The organism is Stenotrophomonas sp. YJH_SMC_131 (genome assembly GCF_059367975.1).
The window spans coordinates 67,744-88,290 of record NZ_JCAFRJ010000010.1 but is presented as its reverse complement, the minus strand read 5'-3'; the positions used below and the strand labels follow the sequence as shown (position 1 = coordinate 88,290).

20 protein-coding genes, 1 tRNA gene and 1 pseudogene are annotated in these 20,547 nt (G+C 66.8%); 19 read left to right on the top strand and 3 right to left on the bottom strand.

Annotated features, from left to right (window positions below):
- The first annotated feature begins 76 nt into the window (after window positions 1-76).
- The 12 genes from AC5P56_RS18450 (at window position 77) to AC5P56_RS18395 (ending at window position 13,783) form a co-directional block, all read left to right on the top strand.
- Window positions 77-772, top strand: coding sequence for a phage minor tail protein L (locus AC5P56_RS18450; protein ID WP_014645608.1), 696 nt, complete (start codon window positions 77-79; stop codon window positions 770-772).
- A 63-nt stretch (window positions 773-835) separates the two neighbouring features.
- Window positions 836-1,576: a C40 family peptidase gene (locus tag AC5P56_RS18445; RefSeq protein WP_032956266.1), complete on the top strand. Its 741-nt coding sequence runs from the start codon at window positions 836-838 to the stop codon at window positions 1,574-1,576.
- Complete coding sequence (locus AC5P56_RS18440) at window positions 1,569-2,162, top strand: tail assembly protein (RefSeq protein WP_049405454.1); 594 nt, start codon at window positions 1,569-1,571, stop codon at window positions 2,160-2,162. Before AC5P56_RS18445 ends, AC5P56_RS18440 begins: the two co-directional genes overlap by 8 nt.
- On the top strand, window positions 2,159-5,647 hold the full coding sequence (locus AC5P56_RS18435) for a TipJ family phage tail tip protein (RefSeq protein WP_329768286.1): 3,489 nt from the start codon (window positions 2,159-2,161) through the stop codon (window positions 5,645-5,647). Before AC5P56_RS18440 ends, AC5P56_RS18435 begins: the two co-directional genes overlap by 4 nt.
- On the top strand, window positions 5,647-5,925 hold the full coding sequence (locus tag AC5P56_RS18430) for a hypothetical protein (RefSeq protein WP_049405458.1): 279 nt from the start codon (window positions 5,647-5,649) through the stop codon (window positions 5,923-5,925). The genes AC5P56_RS18435 and AC5P56_RS18430 overlap by 1 nt, the downstream gene beginning before the upstream one ends.
- A gap of 1 nt (window position 5,926) precedes the next feature.
- On the top strand, window positions 5,927-6,604 hold the full coding sequence (locus tag AC5P56_RS18425; protein WP_032956264.1) for a hypothetical protein: 678 nt from the start codon (window positions 5,927-5,929) through the stop codon (window positions 6,602-6,604).
- A gap of 465 nt (window positions 6,605-7,069) precedes the next feature.
- Complete coding sequence (locus AC5P56_RS18420; protein WP_329768287.1) at window positions 7,070-7,426, top strand: lysozyme inhibitor LprI family protein; 357 nt, start codon at window positions 7,070-7,072, stop codon at window positions 7,424-7,426.
- 25 nt (window positions 7,427-7,451) lie between these two features.
- A complete protein-coding gene (locus tag AC5P56_RS18415; RefSeq protein ID WP_445392093.1) occupies window positions 7,452-9,866 on the top strand; it encodes a VgrG-related protein in 2,415 nt (804 codons plus the stop codon).
- Window positions 9,867-9,956: 90 nt separating this feature from the next.
- A complete protein-coding gene (dusA, locus tag AC5P56_RS18410; protein ID WP_197621364.1) occupies window positions 9,957-10,988 on the top strand; it encodes a tRNA dihydrouridine(20/20a) synthase DusA in 1,032 nt (343 codons plus the stop codon).
- Window positions 10,989-11,201: 213 nt separating this feature from the next.
- Window positions 11,202-11,576, top strand: a complete 375-nt coding sequence (locus AC5P56_RS18405; RefSeq protein ID WP_014645619.1) for a hypothetical protein — start codon at window positions 11,202-11,204, stop codon at window positions 11,574-11,576.
- 73 nt (window positions 11,577-11,649) lie between these two features.
- The gene (locus AC5P56_RS18400) at window positions 11,650-12,333 is read left to right on the top strand and encodes a response regulator transcription factor (RefSeq protein WP_004136763.1); all 684 of its coding nucleotides are present in this window, start codon (window positions 11,650-11,652) and stop codon (window positions 12,331-12,333) included.
- Between the two features lie 25 nt (window positions 12,334-12,358).
- Window positions 12,359-13,783, top strand: a complete 1,425-nt coding sequence (locus tag AC5P56_RS18395; RefSeq protein ID WP_014645620.1) for an ATP-binding protein — start codon at window positions 12,359-12,361, stop codon at window positions 13,781-13,783.
- An 85-nt stretch (window positions 13,784-13,868) separates the two neighbouring features.
- Here AC5P56_RS18395 and AC5P56_RS18390 read toward each other — a convergent pair whose 3' ends face one another.
- On the bottom strand, window positions 13,869-14,660 hold the full coding sequence (locus AC5P56_RS18390) for a M90 family metallopeptidase (RefSeq protein WP_167692531.1): 792 nt from the start codon (window positions 14,658-14,660) through the stop codon (window positions 13,869-13,871).
- Entirely contained in the window at window positions 14,627-14,911 is a 285-nt protein-coding gene (locus tag AC5P56_RS18385) for a hypothetical protein (protein ID WP_046428091.1), read from the bottom strand. Before AC5P56_RS18385 ends, AC5P56_RS18390 begins: the two co-directional genes overlap by 34 nt.
- A gap of 144 nt (window positions 14,912-15,055) precedes the next feature.
- Between AC5P56_RS18385 and birA the strand changes: the two genes are divergently transcribed.
- From birA to AC5P56_RS18355, 6 genes and pseudogenes are all read left to right on the top strand, one after another.
- Window positions 15,056-16,024 carry a bifunctional biotin--[acetyl-CoA-carboxylase] ligase/biotin operon repressor BirA gene (birA, locus tag AC5P56_RS18380; protein ID WP_288495768.1) on the top strand — a complete coding sequence of 323 codons (969 nt, stop codon included), beginning with the start codon at window positions 15,056-15,058 and terminating at the stop codon, window positions 16,022-16,024.
- A complete protein-coding gene (locus tag AC5P56_RS18375) occupies window positions 16,021-16,752 on the top strand; it encodes a type III pantothenate kinase (protein WP_134808428.1) in 732 nt (243 codons plus the stop codon). The genes birA and AC5P56_RS18375 overlap by 4 nt, the downstream gene beginning before the upstream one ends.
- Before the next feature lie 9 nt (window positions 16,753-16,761).
- Window positions 16,762-17,616: an SPOR domain-containing protein gene (locus AC5P56_RS18370; protein WP_142235557.1), complete on the top strand. Its 855-nt coding sequence runs from the start codon at window positions 16,762-16,764 to the stop codon at window positions 17,614-17,616.
- Between the two features lie 40 nt (window positions 17,617-17,656).
- Window positions 17,657-17,732, top strand: a tRNA-Thr gene (locus AC5P56_RS18365).
- Between the two features lie 206 nt (window positions 17,733-17,938).
- A pseudogene (locus tag AC5P56_RS18360) lies at window positions 17,939-18,243 on the top strand (type II toxin-antitoxin system RelE/ParE family toxin).
- Between the two features lie 40 nt (window positions 18,244-18,283).
- Window positions 18,284-18,586 (top strand): addiction module antidote protein, encoded by a 303-nt coding sequence (locus AC5P56_RS18355; RefSeq protein WP_288495763.1) that lies wholly within the window; start codon window positions 18,284-18,286, stop codon window positions 18,584-18,586.
- A gap of 172 nt (window positions 18,587-18,758) precedes the next feature.
- Here AC5P56_RS18355 and AC5P56_RS18350 read toward each other — a convergent pair whose 3' ends face one another.
- On the bottom strand, window positions 18,759-19,160 hold the full coding sequence (locus AC5P56_RS18350; RefSeq protein WP_288495925.1) for a hypothetical protein: 402 nt from the start codon (window positions 19,158-19,160) through the stop codon (window positions 18,759-18,761).
- Window positions 19,161-19,753: 593 nt separating this feature from the next.
- Here AC5P56_RS18350 and AC5P56_RS18345 point away from each other — a divergent pair.
- Window positions 19,754-20,524, top strand: coding sequence for a DUF3011 domain-containing protein (locus AC5P56_RS18345; protein ID WP_241887674.1), 771 nt, complete (start codon window positions 19,754-19,756; stop codon window positions 20,522-20,524).
- Window positions 20,525-20,547 lie beyond the last annotated feature (23 nt).

The following is a 20,547-nucleotide window of genomic DNA, read 5'->3' as shown; positions in this document are numbered from 1 at the left end:
ACGTCATCGTACCGTGCGGCCAGGAACGGTACCCCGTGCCACCCCCTCTTCCCAATGCCGCACAGGAGAACACCCCATGATCACCGCCGATGCCCAGCAGCTTGAGCCGGGTGGCCGCATCACCGTCTATGAACTCGACGCCAGCAGTTTCGGCGCCGACAAGCTCTTCTTCCACGCGCACCTGCAGAGTGGCCTCATCTGGTGGCAGGGCCAGGAATATGGCCCCTGGCCGATCGAGGCCAGCGGCTTCGAGCGCACCAGCGACCAGCCGCCGAACCCGCGCCTGCGCGTAAGCAACATCGATGGCCGCATCACCGCCATGTGCCTGTTGTTCGATGACCTGGTCGGTGCCCGCATCATCCGCCGGCAGACACTGGCCAAGTACCTGGATGCCGCCAACTTCGAGGAAGGCAATCCCAGCGCGGATCCTGGCGAGCACTTCCCTGATGAAGTCTGGTTCATCGAGCGCAAGATCGGTGAGGACAAGCAGATGGTCGAATTCGAGCTGACCACCGCGATCGATCTCAATGGGCAGCAGCTGCCGGGCAGGCAGATCATCGCCGGCATGTGTGGCTGGCTGGTGCGTGGCGGTTATCGCGGCGCGTACTGCGGCTACAACGGTCCAGCGGTGGCCGACAGCGACGACGTCGCCACCGATGATCCGGCGCGTGACCAGTGCGGCGGTCGGGTACGCAGCTGCAAGCTGCGCTTCGGCCAGGACAAGCCGCTGCCCTATGGCGGCTTCCCCGCCGCGGGCCTGTTGCGCTCCTGATCGATCCCCTCCCGAATTCCACTTTCCAGGCCCGCCCGCGCGGGCCATTTTCATGGGTGAAACATGCAACCGACAACCCTGCAGGCCATCCAGGCGCACGCCGTGGCCGAGTACCCGCGCGAATGCTGCGGGCTGATCGTGGCCATTGAAGGCCACGAACGCTATCTTCCCTGCCGCAACGTGGCCGCCACGCCCAGCGAGCATTTCCGCCTGCCCGCTGAGGACTATGCCGTGGCCGAGGACAAGGGCGAGGTGCTGGCCCTGGTGCACAGCCATCCCGATGCCGCCGCAACGCCGTCCGACGCCGATCGGGTCATGTGCGAGCGCAGCGGGCTGACCTGGCACATCGTCAGCGTCGGCCAGGTAACAGGCGAGGCACCGCTGTGCGGTGATCTGCAGACCCTGCATCCCACGGGCTACATGGCACCGTTGGTCGGTCGCCAGTTCGCCCACGGTGTGCTGGACTGCTACAGCCTGGTCCGCGATTTCCACGCACGCGAACTGGGCATCCCGCTGTCCGAGTACGAACGCCAGGACGACTGGTGGAGCCACGGCCAGGACCTGTACAGCCTTGAACGGCTGCACGCCGAGGGCTTCGACCTGATCGAGGGCGAGCCGCAGCGGGGCGACATGATCCTGATGCAGATCCGTTCGCCGGTCACCAACCACGCGGGCATCTACCTCGGCGACGGGCAGATGCTGCATCACCTGCATGGCCGCCTGTCCGAGACCGTACCGTACGGCGGCATGTGGGCCGAGCGCACCCGTTGCATCGTCCGCCATCGCGGGGTGCGCCATGACTGACCGCCTTCGTACGATCCGCCTGTACGGCAAGCTGGGTGCGCGCTTCGGGCGCAGGTTCCGGCTGGCGGTGAACAGCCCGGCCGAGGCGGTGCATGCACTGTGCACCATGCTGCCAGGATTCCAGCAGTACCTGATGGGCGCAAAGGCCAAGGGCATGGAGTTTGCCGTGTTCAACGGCCGGCAGAACCTGTCGCGGGATCAGTTGCACGACCCGCCGGGACAGGATGACATCCGCATCGCGCCGGTGCTGGTGGGCAGCAAGCGGGGCGGTGTACTGCAAACCATCATTGGCATCGTGCTGATCGTTGTGGGGAGCTACACATCTTGGGCTGGCGGAGCTGCACTGGTATCAACCGGCGTCAGCATGGTGGTTGGCGGGATCACCCAGATGCTCTCCCCCCAGCCGAAAGGCCTGGGCGCCAAAGACACACCCGAAAACGCACCCAGCTACAGCATGAACGGCACCGTCAACACGCAGGCGCAAGGCAACCCCGTGCCGGTCGCCTATGGCGGCCATGACACCAAGGGCATGTTCATCGGCTCGGCCGTGATCAGCGGCGGCATCCTGGCGGAGGACCAGTTTTGAATCAGACCACTCATCCCACGCCGCGCACGCGCGGCGCAGCCACGCCAGTGCTGGCGGGTGCCAAGAAGGGCGCGAGCAACGCCCGAACCCCGGTCGAAACCGCCGACAGCCTGCACTCGATGGCGGTGGCCCGCATCATCGACCTCGCCAGCGAGGGCGAGATCCGTGGCCTGGTTGCCGGCAAGCAGTCGATCTACCTGGACCAGGTGCCGATCGAGAATCCGGACGGCACGCTGAACTTCTCCGGCGTGGACGTGCAGACGCGTTCCGGCACCCAGGACCAGGAGCACATCAGCGGCTTCCCCTCCATCGAGAACGAAGTCGGGGTCAACGTCGAGCTGCGCAGTGATGCGCCGGTGGTGCGCACCGTATCGGGTGCCGATCTGTCAGCCGTCCGTATCCGCTTTGCGGTGCCGGCGTTGCAGAAGACCAACACCGAGAACGGCGACACTGAAGGCTACCGGATCATGTACGCGGTGGATCTGTCCACCGACGGCGGCCCGTTCAGCACGGTGCTGACCGATGCCTTCAGCGGCAAGACCACCAGCCAGTACGAGCGCAGCCGCCGCATCGATCTGCCTGCCGGCAGCCAGTGGCAGGTGCGCATCCGCCGGCTGACCGCCAACGCCAACAGCAGCACCATCGCCGATACCGTCAACGTGCTGTCGATGACCGAGATCATCGATGCCAAGCTGCGCTATCCGAACTGTGCGCTGGCGGCGGTGCAGGTTGATGCCAGCCAGTTCCAGAACATTCCCACCCGGTCCTACCAGCTGTGGGGTCGCATCGTACGCATCCCCTCCAACTACGATCCGCTCAGCCGTCTCTACAGCGGTGTGTGGGACGGTACCTTCAAGAGTGGCTGGACCAACAATCCGGCCTGGGTGTTCTTCGACATCGTCACCAACGATCGCTTCGGCCTGGGCCATCGTGTTCCGCTGGACTGGGTGGACAAGTGGCGGCTGTACCAGATCGCGCGCTACTGCGATGAACTGGTCAGCGATGGCCAGGGCGGCAAGGAGCCGCGCTTCACCTGCAGCCTGTATCTGCAGACCCGCGCCGAGGCCTACCGCGTGCTGCAGGACATCGCCACCATGTTCCGCGGCATCAGCTTCTATGCGGCGGGGCAGGTGATGGCCTCGGCCGACATGCCCAAGGACCCGGTGCTGACCTACAGCCAGGCCAACGTCATCGAAGGGCGTTTCCACTATGCTGGCAGCAGCCGCACGGCGCGGCACACGGTGGCCCTGGTGTCGTGGATCGATCCGGACGACTTCGGTCGGCAGAAGGTCGAAGTGGTCCAGCACCTGCCCGGCGTGGCCCGCTACGGCATCAACCAGACCGAAGTGACGGCGGTGGGTTGCCACTCACGTTCGCAGGCGCAGCGCGTGGGCAACCACATCCTGCATACCGAGATGCTGGAAACCGAGACGATCAGCTTCTCGGTGGGCCTGGATGCGCTGGGTTGCATGCCCGGTGATGTGATCCAGGTGGCCGACCCGAACCGCGCCGGCCGCCGCAATGCGGGTCGCATCCGCAGTGCAGGTGCGCGCAGCCTGGTGCTGGACCGCGTGCCGGAACAGATCGCGGCCGGTGACACCCTGCGTGCCACCCTGCCCAGCGGGCAGACCGAAGCACGCACGGTGCAGTCGGTGGACGGCGAGACGGTGACCGTCAGCGCGCCCTGGTCGGCGGTGCCGGTGGCGCAGTCGGTCTGGGCATTGGAATCGCCGGAGCTGGCCCTGCAGCACTATCGCGTGCTGTCGATCAGCGAAGGCGAGGACCTGACCTATCAGATCACCGCGCTCAAGCACGTGCCGGGCAAGTACGCCGCCATCGACGACGGCACGCGCCTGGAGCAGCCGCCGATCAGCATCATCCCGCCCAGCGTGCAGCCGGCACCGGCCAACGTGCGGATGGCCTCGCATGTGGTGGTCGACCAGGGCATCGCTACCTCCGTGCTCACGATCGAGTGGGATGCTGCGGACAAGGCGATCGGCTATGACGTGGAATGGCGCCGTGGCGATCTCAACTGGGTCCGCGCTGGTCGCGTCGGGACGCAAAGCCTGGAAGTGCGGGGCGTCTACGCAGGCGAGTATCTGGCCCGCGTACGCGCGGTCAATGCGCTGGGCGCGGTGTCGCAGCCGACGCTCAGCGCGCTCACCACCATTGAAGGCAAGACGACGCCGCCCCCCTCGCTGGCATCGTTGACCAGCACTGCCCGCCCCTTCGGCATCGCACTGTCCTGGGGCTTCCCCGCAGGTGCAACCGATACCGAACGGACCGAACTCTGGTACAGCACTGGCCCCAATCGCGAGAGCGCGATCAAGCTGGGCGACTTCGCCTACCCGCAGGCCCAGCACCAGATGAACGGCCTGGCCGCTGGCGCGCGCTTCTGGTTCTGGGGACGGCTGGTGGATCGAAGTGGCAACATCGGCCCGTGGTATCCGGCGCAAGCCGGGGTGATGGGTGAGTCCAGCAGCAACCCGGATGACTACGACGCCTACTTCGCCGGCCGCATCAACGAAAGCGCGCTGGGTCAACAGCTGAAGGGCAAGATCGAGCGCGTCACCGAAGTGCTGCCGCTGGTCTGGGATGCCTCGGCAATCTACACCCCGGGCCAGACCGTCATCCACGACGGCCGGATCTGGAGCTGGCAGGGCGCCGCTGCAGGCAACGAGACGCCGCCGGGCAGCCACTGGAAGAGCATCGGCGACGCGATCGCCGAGGCGGGCGCCATCGTCGGCCGTGTCGACCAGCTGGAAATGGACGTGACCGACGTCGATGGCAAGGTGGCTGCGCAGGGGCAGAAGGTCGATGGCCTGTTCGCCCAGGTCAGCGACCACAGTGCCGGCGAGGAGGACTACAACGTCGGCGAGAACGATGTCAGCGCCGGCGCCATCACCGTCTACAGCGTGATGGCCGAGAAGGACGCGGCACTGGCCAAGCGCGTGGACACGGTCGAAGCGTCCATCGAAGGTGTTCCAGGCAAGATCGAGGGCGTCAGCGCCGCGGTCCAGCAGGTCTCGCAGGCCGTGGTCAACCTGGATGGCAAGGTCAGCGCGACCTATACGGTCAAGGCGCAGATCACCAGCGCCGGGCAGATCTACATGGCCGGCATGGGTCTGGGCGTGGAGCAGCAGCCAGATGGCAGCTACCAGAGCCAGATCCTGATGCAGGCCGATCGCTTCGCGCTGATCAACGAGAGAAATGGACAGATCACCACGCCCTTCGTGGTCGAGAACGGCCAGACCTTCATCAGTCAGGCATTGATCGGGAACGGCAGGATCCAGAACGCGATGATCGGTGATTTCATCCAGTCCAACGCGGTGGGTGCGAGAGGGCAGCCACGCTGGCGGTTGGACAAGAGCGGCGCGATGACGATGACCGGCCCCGACAATGGTGGCTATCTGACCATCGTCAACAACGTGATCCAGGTATTTGATGCAGCAGGAACGCTGCGCGTGCAGATGGGGGTGTGGTAATGCCAGTCGGAATCCAGGTTTTCAATGCGGATGGCAGTCTGGGCTATGACCCGCAAGGCAGGTTGTTCCGCGTGCTTGCAAGCATCCAGTACAGCACGGTCGACGGCAGCGCAGCCTTCTCCCGGCAACCGGAAGATACCGATCTGACGGCGGTTGCTCGCGGCAGGTATGCCCCGGACTTCTCCATCGACGTGGCCTCCGGCATCGTCAGCTGGCGTCACGTCAATGTTCCCGCCAAGGACCGCTATCCCGGCATCGTCGAAATATGGGCCCGCTGATATGACTGCAGGAATCAAGATCATCAATGACTGGGGCACCGTACTGATCGACGATGCCTTCCCGACACTCGCCATGCTGGCTCAAGGCACTACCACGCTGGATGGCGAAGGAAGCAGGTACATCGGCAACCATGCCGGCATGGTTGCCGTGCGTTCAACCTCGGTGGTTGGAAGCCAGTACTACAATCAGATCGACGGCTATTCGGCTGGGCTGTATCTGTTTGGTCCGCCCGGCGCAGTGGTGCAGTGGTATGTGTACGCGCCACCGCAGGAGCCACCAAGCAATTTTGGACTGATCATCCGTGACGGTGCCGGCCGCCTGATGTTCGACGCAGGCCGGAAAGCCGCGCGGGTGGCTGGCCTTCGTTCTGCGTCGACACGGCCTGGCTGGCAGGGGAGCGCCCAGTTTGATCCTGGACGTGCCTGGGCAGTGATGCCCCTGGTTCACGCGTACGATTCGGCGAACACGTTCCAGCGATGGGGCGATCCGCAGGAATACCTGCAACACGAGGACGTAAGTGTTTCCGGAGGGGCGGTCAACGGTGGAACCATCACGTTCGGGATGACGCAGACGGCGCGGCGTACCTACGGCCCCTACTACGGACTACCTCTACCCACCCGGTTCACCTATACCGGGAACAATGCAGCCCTCGCGGTGCTTGATGTAACCGGCTACTAGTGTCGGCCATGCTGGCCGAGATCGGCCTGCTCGAGTTGATCGAACAGGTGGGCGGGGGCGGCGGCGGGCACTGACGCTTCCGCGTTCGCGTCTGAGACGACGCGCACGCATTCTGAATCCAGTCAGGCATCTGAAATCCACGCTCGCGTAGCATGCAGTTCCCGATGGGGCCGATGGACGGCCCCGCGTTGACGGGCCACGTGCCTGGATGCCAAGGAGATGCAAGCAATGCAGGGAACAAACCACCTTCCAGCGGCCCCCCGCGAAACGTTCGGCAGGGCCGGGGCCATCGCGCTTGCGCTGGCCCTGGGCCTCAGCCAGGCAGCATGTCAGGCCAAGAGCCCGGAGGCGGATACGGCAGTTGCCCCCGCGGCCGCCGCGCCCGCCACCGCATCGCCGCCCGCCACTGCAGAGCCTGCACGCGCCGCACCTGCCACGACAGCGGCCGATGCCGATGATCAGGACATGCCGCCGCAGCGCCCGGATGATTCCTACAACAAAGCCACGCTGCGGCCGCAGTACGCCACGTGCGTGAACTCCAGCGGCGGCGAGACCCCCGCACTGCAGGCGTGTGGCGATGAGGAGCTTGCCTGGCAGGAGCAGCGACTCGAGCAGGCCTTCATGAAGATCGTCGACGGTCCCGATGGCAAGGACAAGGACAGGCTGATGGACGAGCAGGCCGCCTACATCTCCGATACCAATCGCTACTGCAGCTGGAACCCTGCCGAAGACGGGCAGGGGCAGATGCTGGACGCGCAGTCCTGCCGGATCAATCGCACCGCCAACCGTGCCGACGTGCTGCAGGCACTGACCTCGAAGTAATTCCCCCGCAAAGGAGTGCAGGAAAATGGATGTTGTGACCCAGGCAAAGCAGGCAATGGACAACTGGCATCGCGGCCAGACGTCGGCGCATTTCGAAACCGGAGGTCGCGGCCCCGGCCACGTTTCCACCGGCAGGGGCGACCATGGCGGCGTGTCGTATGGCAGTTACCAGTACGCCACCAACGTTGGCGGCGTGGATGAGTACGTCGCCGCCTCGCGCTATGGCAACCGCTTCAACGGCCTGCAGGCAGGAACCCCGGCCTTCACCGAACGCTGGAAGGAAGTGGCGGCCGCCGATCCGGCAGGGTTTGCCAGGGACCAGCACGACTTCATCCAGCACAAGTACTACGACGTGCAGATGGGCCGCCTGAAGGATGTGGGCATCGATCTCTCCGGCCGTGGTGCGGCCGTGCAGGATGCGCTGTGGAGCACCTCGGTGCAGTACCGCGGCATGACCCGGTCGGTGTTCCAGAAGGGCCTGCAGCAGGCCTATGGCGAAGACTTCAAGCTGACTGAGCTGAGTGACGAGCAGATCGTCCGCGCGGTGCAGGACTACAAGCACGCCAATGTGCAGGTGCACTTCCAGAGCTCGCCCACCCTGTGGGATTCGCTGCGTGATCGTGCGCTCACCGAGAAGACCGCACTGGTCGGGCTGGCGCGCTACGACCAGGTCAACCACAACCCCGAGGCTTACCGGGGCAAGGATTACCAGCAGGTGTTCGGTGAACCTGAGCCCGGCCAGCGCGGCCAGCGCGGCCAGCGTGCGGCGGCATCGGCGATGGCCGACGGCGTGCTGGCACCCGGCGAGCGCGGTACCGAGGTCCAGGCCCTGCAGGCCAAGCTGATCCAGGCCGGCCATAGCGGTCGCAACGGGCAACCGCTGACAGCCGATAGCCACTACGGTGCCAATACCGAGCATGCAGTGCGCGAGTTCCAGCAGGCGCATGGGCTGACCGTCGATGGCAAGGCCGGCCGGCAGACCCTGCAGGCCCTGGATACGGCGGTAAGCGAGCACACGCCGGCGCAGCCTGTGGCACCGGCCACGCCTGCACCGGTCACTCCTGCTGCGGCACCCGCACCCGCGACTGCGCGGGAAGCCGATGCCGCCGCCGCGCCCGGTGGCCAGCGCATCGTCGTGGTCGAACCCTTTGGCAACGGCAGCAGCAACCGCACACTGCGCCATGGCACCAGTGGCGAGGATGCCTATCGCGAACTGAAGATCCATCACCCCAACACCAACGCCGAGGCCGTGCGCACCGGCAATGCCGCCAAGGCTGACCGCCCGTCGGCCATGGTCGAGGGCGAACTGGAAACGGTACGGACCCGCGGTGATCGCAACGGCATCCCGCTGGTGCACAAGGATCTGATCCTGAGCAATGCGCGCGGCGACCGGGAGGTGATGATTCCCAATCCGGTCGCCGGGTATGTCCAGGTCAACAATGACAAGTGGAATTCGATCAGCATCTGGAGCCATCCGGCCGGGCATCCGCAGCGCGAACTGGTCGGGCAGGTGCTGCACGGTGCGCGTGGAACCACCCCTTACAAGACCGGTGATTTCGTCGAGTACGGTGCGCCGTTGATCCGCCAGTCCGATGCCGGTACCCCGGGTGCCGTGCACGCGCATATCGAGCTCGAGCCCGATCAGTACCGCAGGTTCCTGGGTGACATGCTCAACGACCGCATCACCCTGGGCGGCAAGGTCCACGCGCAGGGCCCCGAGGCCGCGCAGGCCGCACGCAGTGCACAGCAGGCGCCGATGGCCGATGGCGTGCTGAAGCAGGGCGAGCGCGGCGATGAGGTCAAGGCCCTGCAGGGCAAGCTGGCGGCGCTGGGCTACGCCGGGGCCGACGGCAAGCCGCTGCACGCCGATGGCGTGTATGGCAAGGACACCTTTGCAGCGGTCAAGCAGTTCCAGGCCAACAATGGCCTGGACGACGATGGCAAGGCCGGCCGCAGGACCCTGGCGCAGGTGGATGCGCCCAACGCGGTGAAGGCCGGTATCGCGCCGGCGGCACCGGCCCAGGCCGAACCTGCAGCGCCGGCCAGCATGCGCGACGCCGGGCATGCCGACAACGCGCGCTTCGGCCAGGCTTTGGAGAAGCTGCAGGCGCTCGAACAGCAGCGCGCCCAGGCCGGCCTGAAGCCGCTGTTCGCCAACTCGCAGGAAGCCGAACGAGCGGCTGGCCAGCTGGCCTACGAAAGCAAGGTGTCCGGCATGCGCCAGATCGACCATGTCGTGGCCCGCCCGGACGGCACCGGCCTGTTCGCGGTGCAGGGCGAGCTGGGTGACCCGGCAGCGCAGCGGACCTTCGTCGACCGCCAGCAGGCGGTGTCGCACTCGGTCGAGGCCAGCAGCCGGCAGAGCGAAGCGCTGGACAGTCAGTTCAACCAGCGTGCGCAGGAACAGCAGCAGGAACAGGTGCGCAACCGCGGGTTGTAAGCCACGCGGTATCCCCGGGGCCGGTCGAGCGGCCCCGGGGACACCCGCCGCCATTCAGCCGTCCGGTGTAAACTATTGATCTCACTGGCAATGCCAGTCTCCACGATCAACACCCCGATGACGTCCGCCACCGCCCGTTACGCCGATTCCCTGCGCCTGTCCGTGGCCCCCATGATGGACTGGACCGATCGCCATTGCCGCGTGTTCCATCGCGTGGTGGCACCGGGTGTGCGCCTGTACACGGAAATGGTGCACGCCAACGCGGTCATCCACGGCGATCGCGAGCGCCTGCTCGGCTTCGACCGCAGCGAACAGCCGCTGGCGCTGCAGCTGGGTGGCAGCGATCCCGCGCTGCTGGCGCAGGCTGCGCGCATCGCTGCCGACTGGGGCTACGACGAGGTCAACCTCAACTGCGGCTGCCCGTCCGACCGCGTGCAGGCCGGGCGCTTCGGCGCCTGCCTGATGCGCGAGCCGATGCTCGTGGCCGAGTGCGTGGCGGCGATGGTCGATGCCGTCGAGATCCCGGTGACGGTGAAGTGCCGCCTGGGCGTGGACGAGGACAACGACTACGACGTGTTCGCCGCCTTCGTCGACCGCCAGGTCGCCGCAGGTGCCGCGATGGTGGTGGTGCACGCGCGCAACGCGTGGCTGAAGGGCCTGTCGCCGAAGGAGAACCGCGAGGTTCCGCCGCTGAAGTACGACTGGGCCTACCGCCTGAAGCAGGAGCGCCCGGCGCTGCCGGTGGTGCTCAACGGCGGCCTGGCCAGCGTCGAGGCGGTGCAGGCGCAGGCCGCGCACGTCGATGGCGTGATGCTGGGCCGCGCGGCCTACCACGATCCCTACCTGCTGCATCAGCTGGAGGCGCTGCAGACCGGCGCCCCGCTGCAGGCCCGCGGCGACCTGCTGCGCGCGCTGCGCCCCTACGTGGAAGCGCGCTTGGGCGAAGGCCTGGCGCTGAAGCACATCACCCGCCACCTGCTCGGCCTGTTCCATGGCCAGCCCGGTGGCCGCGCATTCCGCCAGGTGCTGAGCGAGGGCGCACACCGCCCGGGCGCCGATTGGAGCCTGGTCGAGCAGGCGCTTGCCGCGACCGAACGCGACGCTGATCGCGCCGCAGCGTGACCGCTGTCACATTCCTGACTTGACAAGGCGCGGCGATTCGTTCCGAATGTTCACCTAGCTGAACATCGTGGGGTCGCGGCCGGAAAAGTTCAGACCGGATTCACTGCCCCAAACCAAGAATTTGCAAAGGATTTGTAAAGCGCCGGGCCCCGAACCCGGCATCCGGATTTACGACTTTTGAACGAATCGCCGTGCTCGGCTAGGATCGCATCGATGTCTTCCGCTCCCTTCCATCGCCGCATTGCCCTGGCCACCTGCGTGGTCCTGTCGGCCGTGCCGCTGTCGTCGGCGCTGGCACAGCAGCCGCCGCGGGGTGAGCAGGGGCGTGCGGAGATGATGGAGCGGGGCGAGCGCGGCAACCGTGGCGACGAGCGTTCGCTGTCCGATGCCGTGCGCCGCGTGCAGCGCACCACGGGTGGTCACATCCTCGGTGCCGAGCGCGTGCCGTTCGATGGTCGTGATATCAACCGGGTGAAGTACATGGACGACCGGGGCCGGGTCCGCTACATGGACGACCCCGCCCCGTCGCGTTCACAGCCGCGCACGCCGCGGTCGGATATGTCATCACTACGCGGCGATAACCCCTGAACAGGGATAGTTGTCGCTATCAACCCGTACCCCACAGGCCTCCGGGCCACACCCAGGACACTAGGGAGAGTTCATGCGTATCCTTCTGGTCGAAGACGAAGCCCCGCTGCGTGAGACCCTGGCAGCCCGGCTCAAGCGCGAAGGCTTTGCCGTCGATGCTGCGCAGGACGGCGAGGAAGGCCTCTACATGGGGCGCGAAGTTCCGTTCGATGTCGGCATCATCGACCTCGGCCTGCCCAAGATGTCGGGCATGGAGCTGATCAAGGCCCTGCGTGATGAAGGCAAGAAGTTCCCGGTGCTGATCCTGACCGCGCGTTCGAGCTGGCAGGACAAGGTCGAGGGCCTGAAGCAGGGTGCCGACGATTACCTGGTCAAGCCGTTCCACGTCGAAGAGCTGCTGGCCCGCGTCAACGCGTTGCTGCGCCGCGCCGCTGGCTGGAGCAAGCCGACCCTGGAATGCGGCCCGGTCGCATTGGACCTCGCCGCCCAGACCGTCAGCGTGGCCGGCAGCAATGTCGACCTGACCAGCTACGAGTACAAGGTGCTGGAGTACCTGATGATGCATGCCGGTGAACTGGTCTCCAAGGCCGACCTCACCGAGCACATCTACCAGCAGGACTTCGACCGCGACTCGAACGTGCTGGAGGTGTTCATCGGTCGCCTGCGCAAGAAGCTGGACCCGGATGGCGAACTGAAGCCGATCGAGACCGTACGCGGTCGCGGCTACCGTTTCGCGATCCCGCGCAACGAGGGCTGAGCCGGCTCACCCTGGCGATAACACGATGTCCGGCCGTCTGTGGTTCTTCCGACGCTGGCGGCCGCGCTCACTGCAGGCGCGCCAGATGCTCGCCGCGTCCGTGGGCCTGGTGGCGTTCCTGGCCCTGGCCGGTTACGCGCTCGACGCCGCCTTCGCCGACACGGCGAAGGCGAACCTGCGTGAGCGCCTGAAGAACTACGCCACCTCCTACGCGGCCGGCATCGACTTCACCCGCGACCGCTCGCTGTACATCCGCGAGCAGCCGCCGGATTCCCGCTTCGACGTGCCCGGCAGTGGCCTGTACCTGCAGGTAGTGATGCCGCACGGCAAGGGCAATTCGATGTCCGCTGAAGGCCCGATGCTGCCCACCGTCGGCGGCGGCCTGCTGGCACCGCGTCAGGAGGTGTTCGAAGGCCCGCTGCCGATGATCCAGATCGACGGCAGCCAAGGCTCGGTGTACCGCTACGGCCTCGGCCTGGTCTGGGGCGCCGACGCCGATCCTGCCACCGAATTCCCGTACACCATCTATGTGATGGAAGACTCGCGCGCGCTGGGTGCCCAGCTGCGCGTGTTCCGTGGCCGCGTCTGGTTCTACCTGGGCGGCATCGGCCTGATCCTGCTGCTGCTGCAGACCGTCATCCTGCAGTGGAGCCTGCGCCCGTTGCGCCGGGTGATCACCGAGCTGACCAAGGTGCAGCGCGGCGAGACCGAGCGCATGAGCGAGCGCCACCCACGAGAGCTGGAACCGCTGACCGACAGCATCAATGCCTTCATCGAAAGCGAGCGCGAGAACCTCGAGCGCCAGCGCAACACCCTGGCCGACCTGGCGCACAGCCTGAAAACGCCGATTGCGGTGTTGCGCACGCAGATGGACAGCGGTGCCGGCGACGGCGCGCTGCGCGAGGAACTGGACGTGCAGCTGCAGCGCATGAACAACCTGGTTTCGTACCAGCTGGCACGCGCGGCCTCGTCGGGCCACAAGCTGTTCTCCGCGCCGCTGCCGATCGAGTCCAATGCCGAGGAAATCGTGCGTGGCCTGGAAAAGGTCTACGCTTCCAAGGGCGTGCTGTGCGAATTCGATATCGATCCGGCCGCACGCTTCCACGGCGAACCGGGCGACCTGCAGGAACTGCTCGGCAACCTGCTGGAGAACGCCTTCAAGTGGGCCAACCGCCGCGTGCTGCTGACCGCGCAGCCGCTGCCGGCCCCGAACGCGCGCCGCGCCGGCCTGCTGCTGGCGGTGGATGACGACGGCCCGGGCATTGCGCCGGACGACATCGGCAAGGTGCTGCAGCGTGGCGTGCGTGGCGACGAGCGCGTGCAGGGCCACGGCATCGGCCTGTCGATCGTGCAGGACCTGATCAAGGATTACCGCGGCGAACTGACCGTGGGCCGTTCGGCCGAACTGGGCGGCGCCCGCTTCGAAGTGCGCCTGCCGCCAGGGCCGTAAGCCTCGTTGATCGGTAGTGCTGGCCGCTGGCCGGCAACCAAGCAATGCCATCGAAGATCATGGGGTTGCCGGCCAGCGGCCGGCACTACCGCATTGCGATCCTGGGCGGCTCGCCGTAGAACCGTCGCAGCTGCGCCGCCACCTCCGGCAACGCCTGCTGCAGCAGATCCGGTGCCGAGAAGTGGTACTCGCTGGCCACCGCGAAGAATTCTTCCGGCGCCTCGGCCGCATACGGATCGATCAGCGTCTCTTCGCCTGCGTCCACCTGCGCACAGAACGCGTCGTAGGCGCGCTGGAACGTGCCCGCCCACTCGCGCTGCCATTCGCGCGGCAGCGGCGGCGTACCGTCCATCGCACCATCGAGCGCATCCAGCTTGTGCACCATCTCGTGCACCGCCACGCAGTAGCCCTCGTGCGGCGCCGCCAGGTCGGCCTGCACATCGGCCCAGGACAGGATCAACGGACCGCTGTCCCACGACTCGCCGATCAGCTCGTCATCCCACTCGTGCAGCACGCCAGCCGCATCCATGTGGCTGCGGTGCACGCGGAAGGCATCGGGGTAGACGATCAGCTGCGACCAGCCCTCCAGCCCCACCTCACCGAACGCCAGCAGCGGCAGGCAGCACAGCGCGGCCAGCAGCACGCCGTCACCGGCCTGCAGCTGCAGCTCACCGATCGGGGTGATGGTCTTCTCGTGCAGGAAGCGCGTGGCCAGTACGCGCAGGCGCGCGCGGCGTTCGTCGTCCAGTCCGTCCAGCCAGGCCGCGCGGCGGCAGGCGTGTTCCCACAGTGCATCGTCGATCGGCCGCGGCGTAGGCCGCAGCCACTGCAGCAACGACTTGATCAGCGGAACATTCCCGGCAGGTAGCTGTGCCACTTCGGCGCACGGATGCGCTGCAGCACGTCATCGTCGCTGCCGCCGCCCCCGGTGCTGGTGGCACTGCTGGCCGCAGGGCGTACCGGTGTCGGCTTGGTGGTCGCAGCCGAGGCAGTCGCGGTCGGCGCGCGCTGCGAGGCGGCATCACCGTTGGAGGACACGCAGGCGCCGCGGCTGTCGTCCAGCGCTGCCGTCGCAGACGCCGCGAAGGGCATCATCAGCAGGATCAGGCAATGGGCATAACGGCGCATTGACGACATCCACGTTAAGGGAGGGTGAGTTCCCGATTCTAGCCCGAACCCGGCGCCCCGTTGGAAGCCCCCGCGGAACCCAGCGTGGCGGGCGTCGCTGGCGGCTTTCCCGCATAATTCCTGCCTGACTTCGTGGAAGCTGCCGTGGACGATCGCCAATTGCTGGCCAAACTCGCTGCCGGTCGCCTGTCCGGCGACGCCCTGGCCCGTGAGCTGGGCCAGACCCGTGCGGCTATTTGGAAGCGTATTCAAGGGCTTAGGGCCGCCGGTGTGGATGTCGAGGGCCGCGCTGGCGAGGGCTATGGCCTGACCCGCCCGGTTGACCTGCTGGACCCGGCGGCGATTCGTGCTGGCCTGCCGGCCGGGGTTCTGCCGCTGCTGCACGACCTGCAGGTGGCCTGGACGGTCGACTCCACCAATGCCGAATTGCTGCGGTGCAGCGCGCCCCTGCGCGGGGTCAGCGTGCTGCTGGCCGAACGCCAGACCGGTGGCCGTGGCCGTCGTGGCCGCACCTGGGCCTCGCCGCTGGCCGCGCATATCTACCTGTCGGTGCTGCGCCTGTACTCCGGTGGCCTCGGCCGCCTGGCCGGGCTGAGCCTGGTGGCCGGCATCGCCGTGGCTGAAGCGCTGCACGACCTGGGCTATGCCCAGGCACAGCTGAAGTGGCCGAACGACCTGATCGTCGATGGCAAGCGCAAGCTGGTCGGCCTGCTCGCAGAGGGCGGTGGCGAATACGCCGGCCCGGCGCGCGCGGTGATCGGCATCGGCATCAACACGCACATGCCGCCGTCGTTCGCCGAGCAGATCAGCCAGCCGTGGGTGGACCTGGACACCCTGGCCGGCAAGCCGGTGGACCGCAACGTGGTCGTTGCCGCCGTGCTGGCGCGCCTGCTGCCGGCGCTGGAGGAATTCGATCGCGAAGGCCTCGCTCCGTTCCTGCCGCGCTACGCCGCCTTCGACATGCTGGCCGGCCGCGAAGTACGCGTGGAACTGGACGGGCAGTGGCAGCATGGTACCGCGCTTGGCCTGGCCGATGACGGCGCATTGCGCGTGCGCATCGATGGCCAGGAACGCCTGCTGCACGCCGGCGAAGTCAGCGTGAGGGCAGCATGAGCGATTGGTTGTTCGACCTTGGCAACTCGCGCTTCAAGTTCGCGCCGTTGCAGGGTGACCGTGCCGGTGACGTGCAGGCCTGGGCGCATGGCGCCGAAGGGATGGCCAGGCAGCCGCCGCACAGCCTGCCCAGCGGTACCACCGCGTTCGTGGCCAGCGTGGCCGCACCCTCGCTGACCAGCGCCATGCTGGACCAGCTGCAACGCCGCTTCGAAAACGTGCACGTGGTGCGCACCAGCGCCGAATGCGCCGGTGTGCGCATTGCCTACGCCAAGCCGGAAAAGTTCGGCGTCGACCGCTTCCTGGCCCTGCTGGCTGCCGCAAAGGCACAGCGCCCGGTGCTGGTGGTCGGCGTGGGCACCGCGCTGACGATTGACCTGCTCGACGCCGACGGCCAGCACCACGGTGGCCGCATTTCCGCGTCGCCCACGACCATGCGCGAAGCGCTGCACGCCCGCGCCGTGCAGCTGCCGGCTACCGGCGGCGACTACAGCGAGTTCGCCAACGACACCGCCGATGCGCTGGCCTCCGGTTGCGATGGCGCTGCGGTGGCGCTGATTGAACGCAGTGCGCAGCAGGCGCACGCGCTGCTGGGCGTAGCGCCGTCGCTGCTGGTGCACGGCGGCGGCGCACCGGCGCTGATGCCGCTGCTGCCTGGCGCCGACTACCACCCGTCGCTGGTGCTGGATGGCCTCGCCCGCTGGGCGGTGCACCAGCCCGCAGGCTAGTATCCGCGCATGCTGACCCGTGCCCTGATCGTCGTACTGGCCGTTCTCAATCTTGGCGTCGCCTGCTGGTGGCTGCTGCGCGATGCACCGCAGCCGCCTGCGCCTGCACCGCAACCGGCTGGTGTCGCCGAGCTGCGCTGGGTGCCCGGTGGCGCGGATGCCAATGCCGCAGCCGAGGCCACCGCCGCCGCCCCGACCGCACCGCTGATGGAGCGCGAACCGGCCGCGAAGACCGCAGTGGCTGCGACGCCCGCACCCGCGCCGGCCGTGCCGGCCAAGCCGGAAATTCCCAAGCCGCAGACGGCTGACGCTACGCCGGTTGCTGCCGCCGCCAAGCCGGCAACACCGCCTGCACCCGTTCCGGCACCGGAAAAGCCCGTAACCCCGCCCGCGGCCGCCGAGCCGCCGCGCTGCGTCGCGCTGGGTCCGTTCGCCGACCGCGCCGCCGCGACCACTGCGCAAGGCAAGGCCGGCCCGCTGCTCAGCCAGGCGCGCCTGCGCGAACAGCCCGCTGCCAGCGGCAGCGCCCGTTACCGGGTGATGCTGGCGGCCGCCGCCAACCGTGATGAAGCGCAGGCCACCGTGAAACGTATCGTCGCCGCCGGCCTGAGCGACTACTACATCATCAGCCAGGGGGAGGAGGCCAACGCCGTGGCGCTGGGCCAGTACCGCAATCGCGAAGGCGCCGAGCGCCGCATGGCAGCGGTGCAGGCCGCCGGCTTCCAGCCGCGCCTGGTGGCCAGCGGCGACGCCGGCCAATGGTGGCTGGAAGGACAACTGGCGGCGGGCACGCAGCCGGCCCAGGCCCAGCAGCGCAGCGAGGCGGCACAGAGCCGGTCGCTGGACTGCACGCGGTTGCGCTAGAATCCCCGGACCGCGGCACTGCCGCCGGTGCACCACCCATGCCGCTTTAGCTCAGTTGGTAGAGCAACTGTCTTGTAAACAGTAGGTCATCCGTTCGATTCGGATAAGCGGCACCATCAAACTCCAGTTATGCAGCTCGACACGGCGGCGCAGTAATCGGTCGAGCACTGCTCCCTGCTGCGTCTCTCCCCTTCTTTTCCTTCCTTGCTGTTATCTCATCTTGCACCTGACGAGGCGCGTCCCACCTGCCTGTGCGCGTGCTTCGTGGTTGATGCGCGTTTCTCGTAGTTGAAAATGTGTAGCCAGTAGGCTACATTTTTCCATGAAGATCCAGCGTACCCGTCAGTTCGCGACATGGATTGACGCTCTCAAGGACGTAACTGCACGCGCTCGCATCCTGGCCCGCATCGGTCGGCTCGCCGAAGGCCATCCGGGTGATCACCGCTATCTGGGGGACGGTATTTCCGAACTGCGTATCGATGCAGGGCCGGGCTACCGCCTGTACTACAGCCAGCGCGGCAGGCAGTGGGTGACTCTTCTGGTTGGAGGCGACAAGGTTCGCAGCGGCGCGATATAGAGACGGCCAAGGAGATTGCACGTGCCCTGTGGGCGTCGAACCGGCTGTAGTCGAAACGAATCAATACCGAAGTACTGGAGCTGTTCCATCATGGCCACTAAGAAAAAAGTCGAACTCAAAGCAATTGATGTGGTCGAACATCTTCGGACACCGGAGGAGATGGCGGCTTATCTCGACGCCTGCATCGAAGAAAGCCAGGGCGATTCTGCCTTCATCGCCAAGGCGCTTGGCGATATCGCTCGCGCTCAGGGCATGAGCAAGGTTGCGCGTGCGGCAGGCCTGTCACGCGAGAGTCTGTATCGCGCACTGTCCGGCGAGCGCAGCCCTGATTTCGCGACCATCCTGAAGGTGACCCGGGCCCTGGGTGTGCGATTGCACGCCAGCGCTGCATAAGCGCATGCGCCGATCATGATGCGTCGGCACCGCGTCGGTCGAAGGCGATGGAACGAAAATGAAGGAACCGCCTTTCGCCAGTTTTCTCGCCCCAACCCGCTGAGCCAGCTCAATGCATGACGTGGGCAAATCCATCGATCAACGCCGCACAGACACTGCGATCGCCGCAGCCTCAGCTACGCACCTGCAACGACAGATACTCCGCCAGCCCCCGGCAGGCCAGCATCAGCCCCTCGCGCACACCGTCGCCGATATCGTCTTTCTCTTCCCCGTGCACGCGCACGCGTTCGGCGGCGTGGTACAGCTCCAACAGCGACACCAGGCCAGCCGCGGCGCGATCCCGGCGTGCGGCGGCCACGGCCTGGCCGGGTGTGCTGGCGGGCCCCGTCCACGGCTGTCCATCGGCGGCATCACCGGCGCGGATGCGCTGCAGGCAGCTGGGAAGATTGATCGGCGCGGCTGCCTCGTTCGCAGCGGCAAAAGCGGCTTCCAACGGCTGCGCCAGTTCGGGTGACAGGAGCAGGGCGGCCTCGCCCAAGGTGGCGGTCAGGTAGGGGTGGTGGGTTCTGGACATGCGGGCATCCTCGTCAGGAACAGAGGTGCCGCCACGATAGGGTGGCGGGCGATGCGTGGCTTCCAAGACCGGGTCAACGAATCGGCGGGCACGAGGCCCCCACGCACCGCCCGCCGTCGATCGGCTAACGGATTGCCAGCCGGCGCCGCCCCTGAAAGGACGACGCCGGCTGGCAAGCGTATACATCGTTGACAACACGGGCTTGGAAGTCCCGACCACCTTTTGCAGGTGGCGATTCATCATGCGCACGCGAAATCCCCGCCTGCCAGTCGTTTGTTTTGATGGCATCGGGTGATCTGAAAGGAAAAATGAATTATCGCGTTTGGCCTGTTTCGAGCATCGCAATGCCAGAAGCGACATATCGCGCAGTGCCGTCATCATCGGCCATCCGGGCCGCGCCACTGTTGCCGCACGGCTTACAGTAGCGTGCGACGTAAAGCTGGCTTAACAGCCTCGGTAAGGCACCAAGGCAACGATACCAGGCGTGAATCCCCACGCGCGCTACCCGGATCTTGATATTCCTCACGGACCGCCCGCAGCGCCCACCGCATACTGCGGCTACACGCCCACCTGGGCCCCTTCGGGATCCGCACATGCGTCGCCATGCCCTGTCGCTCACCGTCGCACTGGTGTCCACCGCTTTCGTGGCCCCGGCCATGGCCGCGGTGCCATTCTTCAACGCCAGCTGCCCGGGCGGTATCGATGTGCACGCCGACGAAGGCGGCCCCGTCTACGTGCAGGGCCGCGAGGCGGCGCTCAAGCGCTTCAACGACCGCTACGTCGAAGCACGCGATGCCAATAGCGGCATCACGTTGTCGATCAGCAGCAGCGAGGATGGCACGCCGCAGATCAGCTACACCGGCCGTGGCGGCGCCAATGGCATCTGCCAGGTCAGTGCCAGCGGAACGCCGGCGCGGGAAGAGCATCGCGATCGCCATCGCCACGATGACGACAGCGATGCGGCGCTGCCGCGCGAGGTGACCTGCGAATCCACCGACCAGCAGCAGGTGTCGTGCGACATGGATACGCGCGGCAACGTGGAGGTGGTGCGCCAGCTGAGCCACACCCACTGCGAACAAGGGCAGAACTGGGGCCTGTCGCGGCACTCGGTATGGGTGAACGGCGGGTGCCGGGCGGTGTTCCGCAATGTGTCCAAGGTGGCGTACAGCGCGCCGGCGGGTGATACCGCGCTGGGCTCCTGCAATTTGCGCAAGGGCGCGCAGGGCACGCTGGTGACCCGGATGCCGGTGGGTAGCGACTACCAGGAACTGATCATCGATTACCCCGATGGCCGCTTCTTGTGCATGATGCGCAACAACGGCCAGGTGCAGAGCCTGACGCCGGTTCGTCGCCGCGGCGGTTGAGTTCGCCGTGGGCGGGGGCCTCC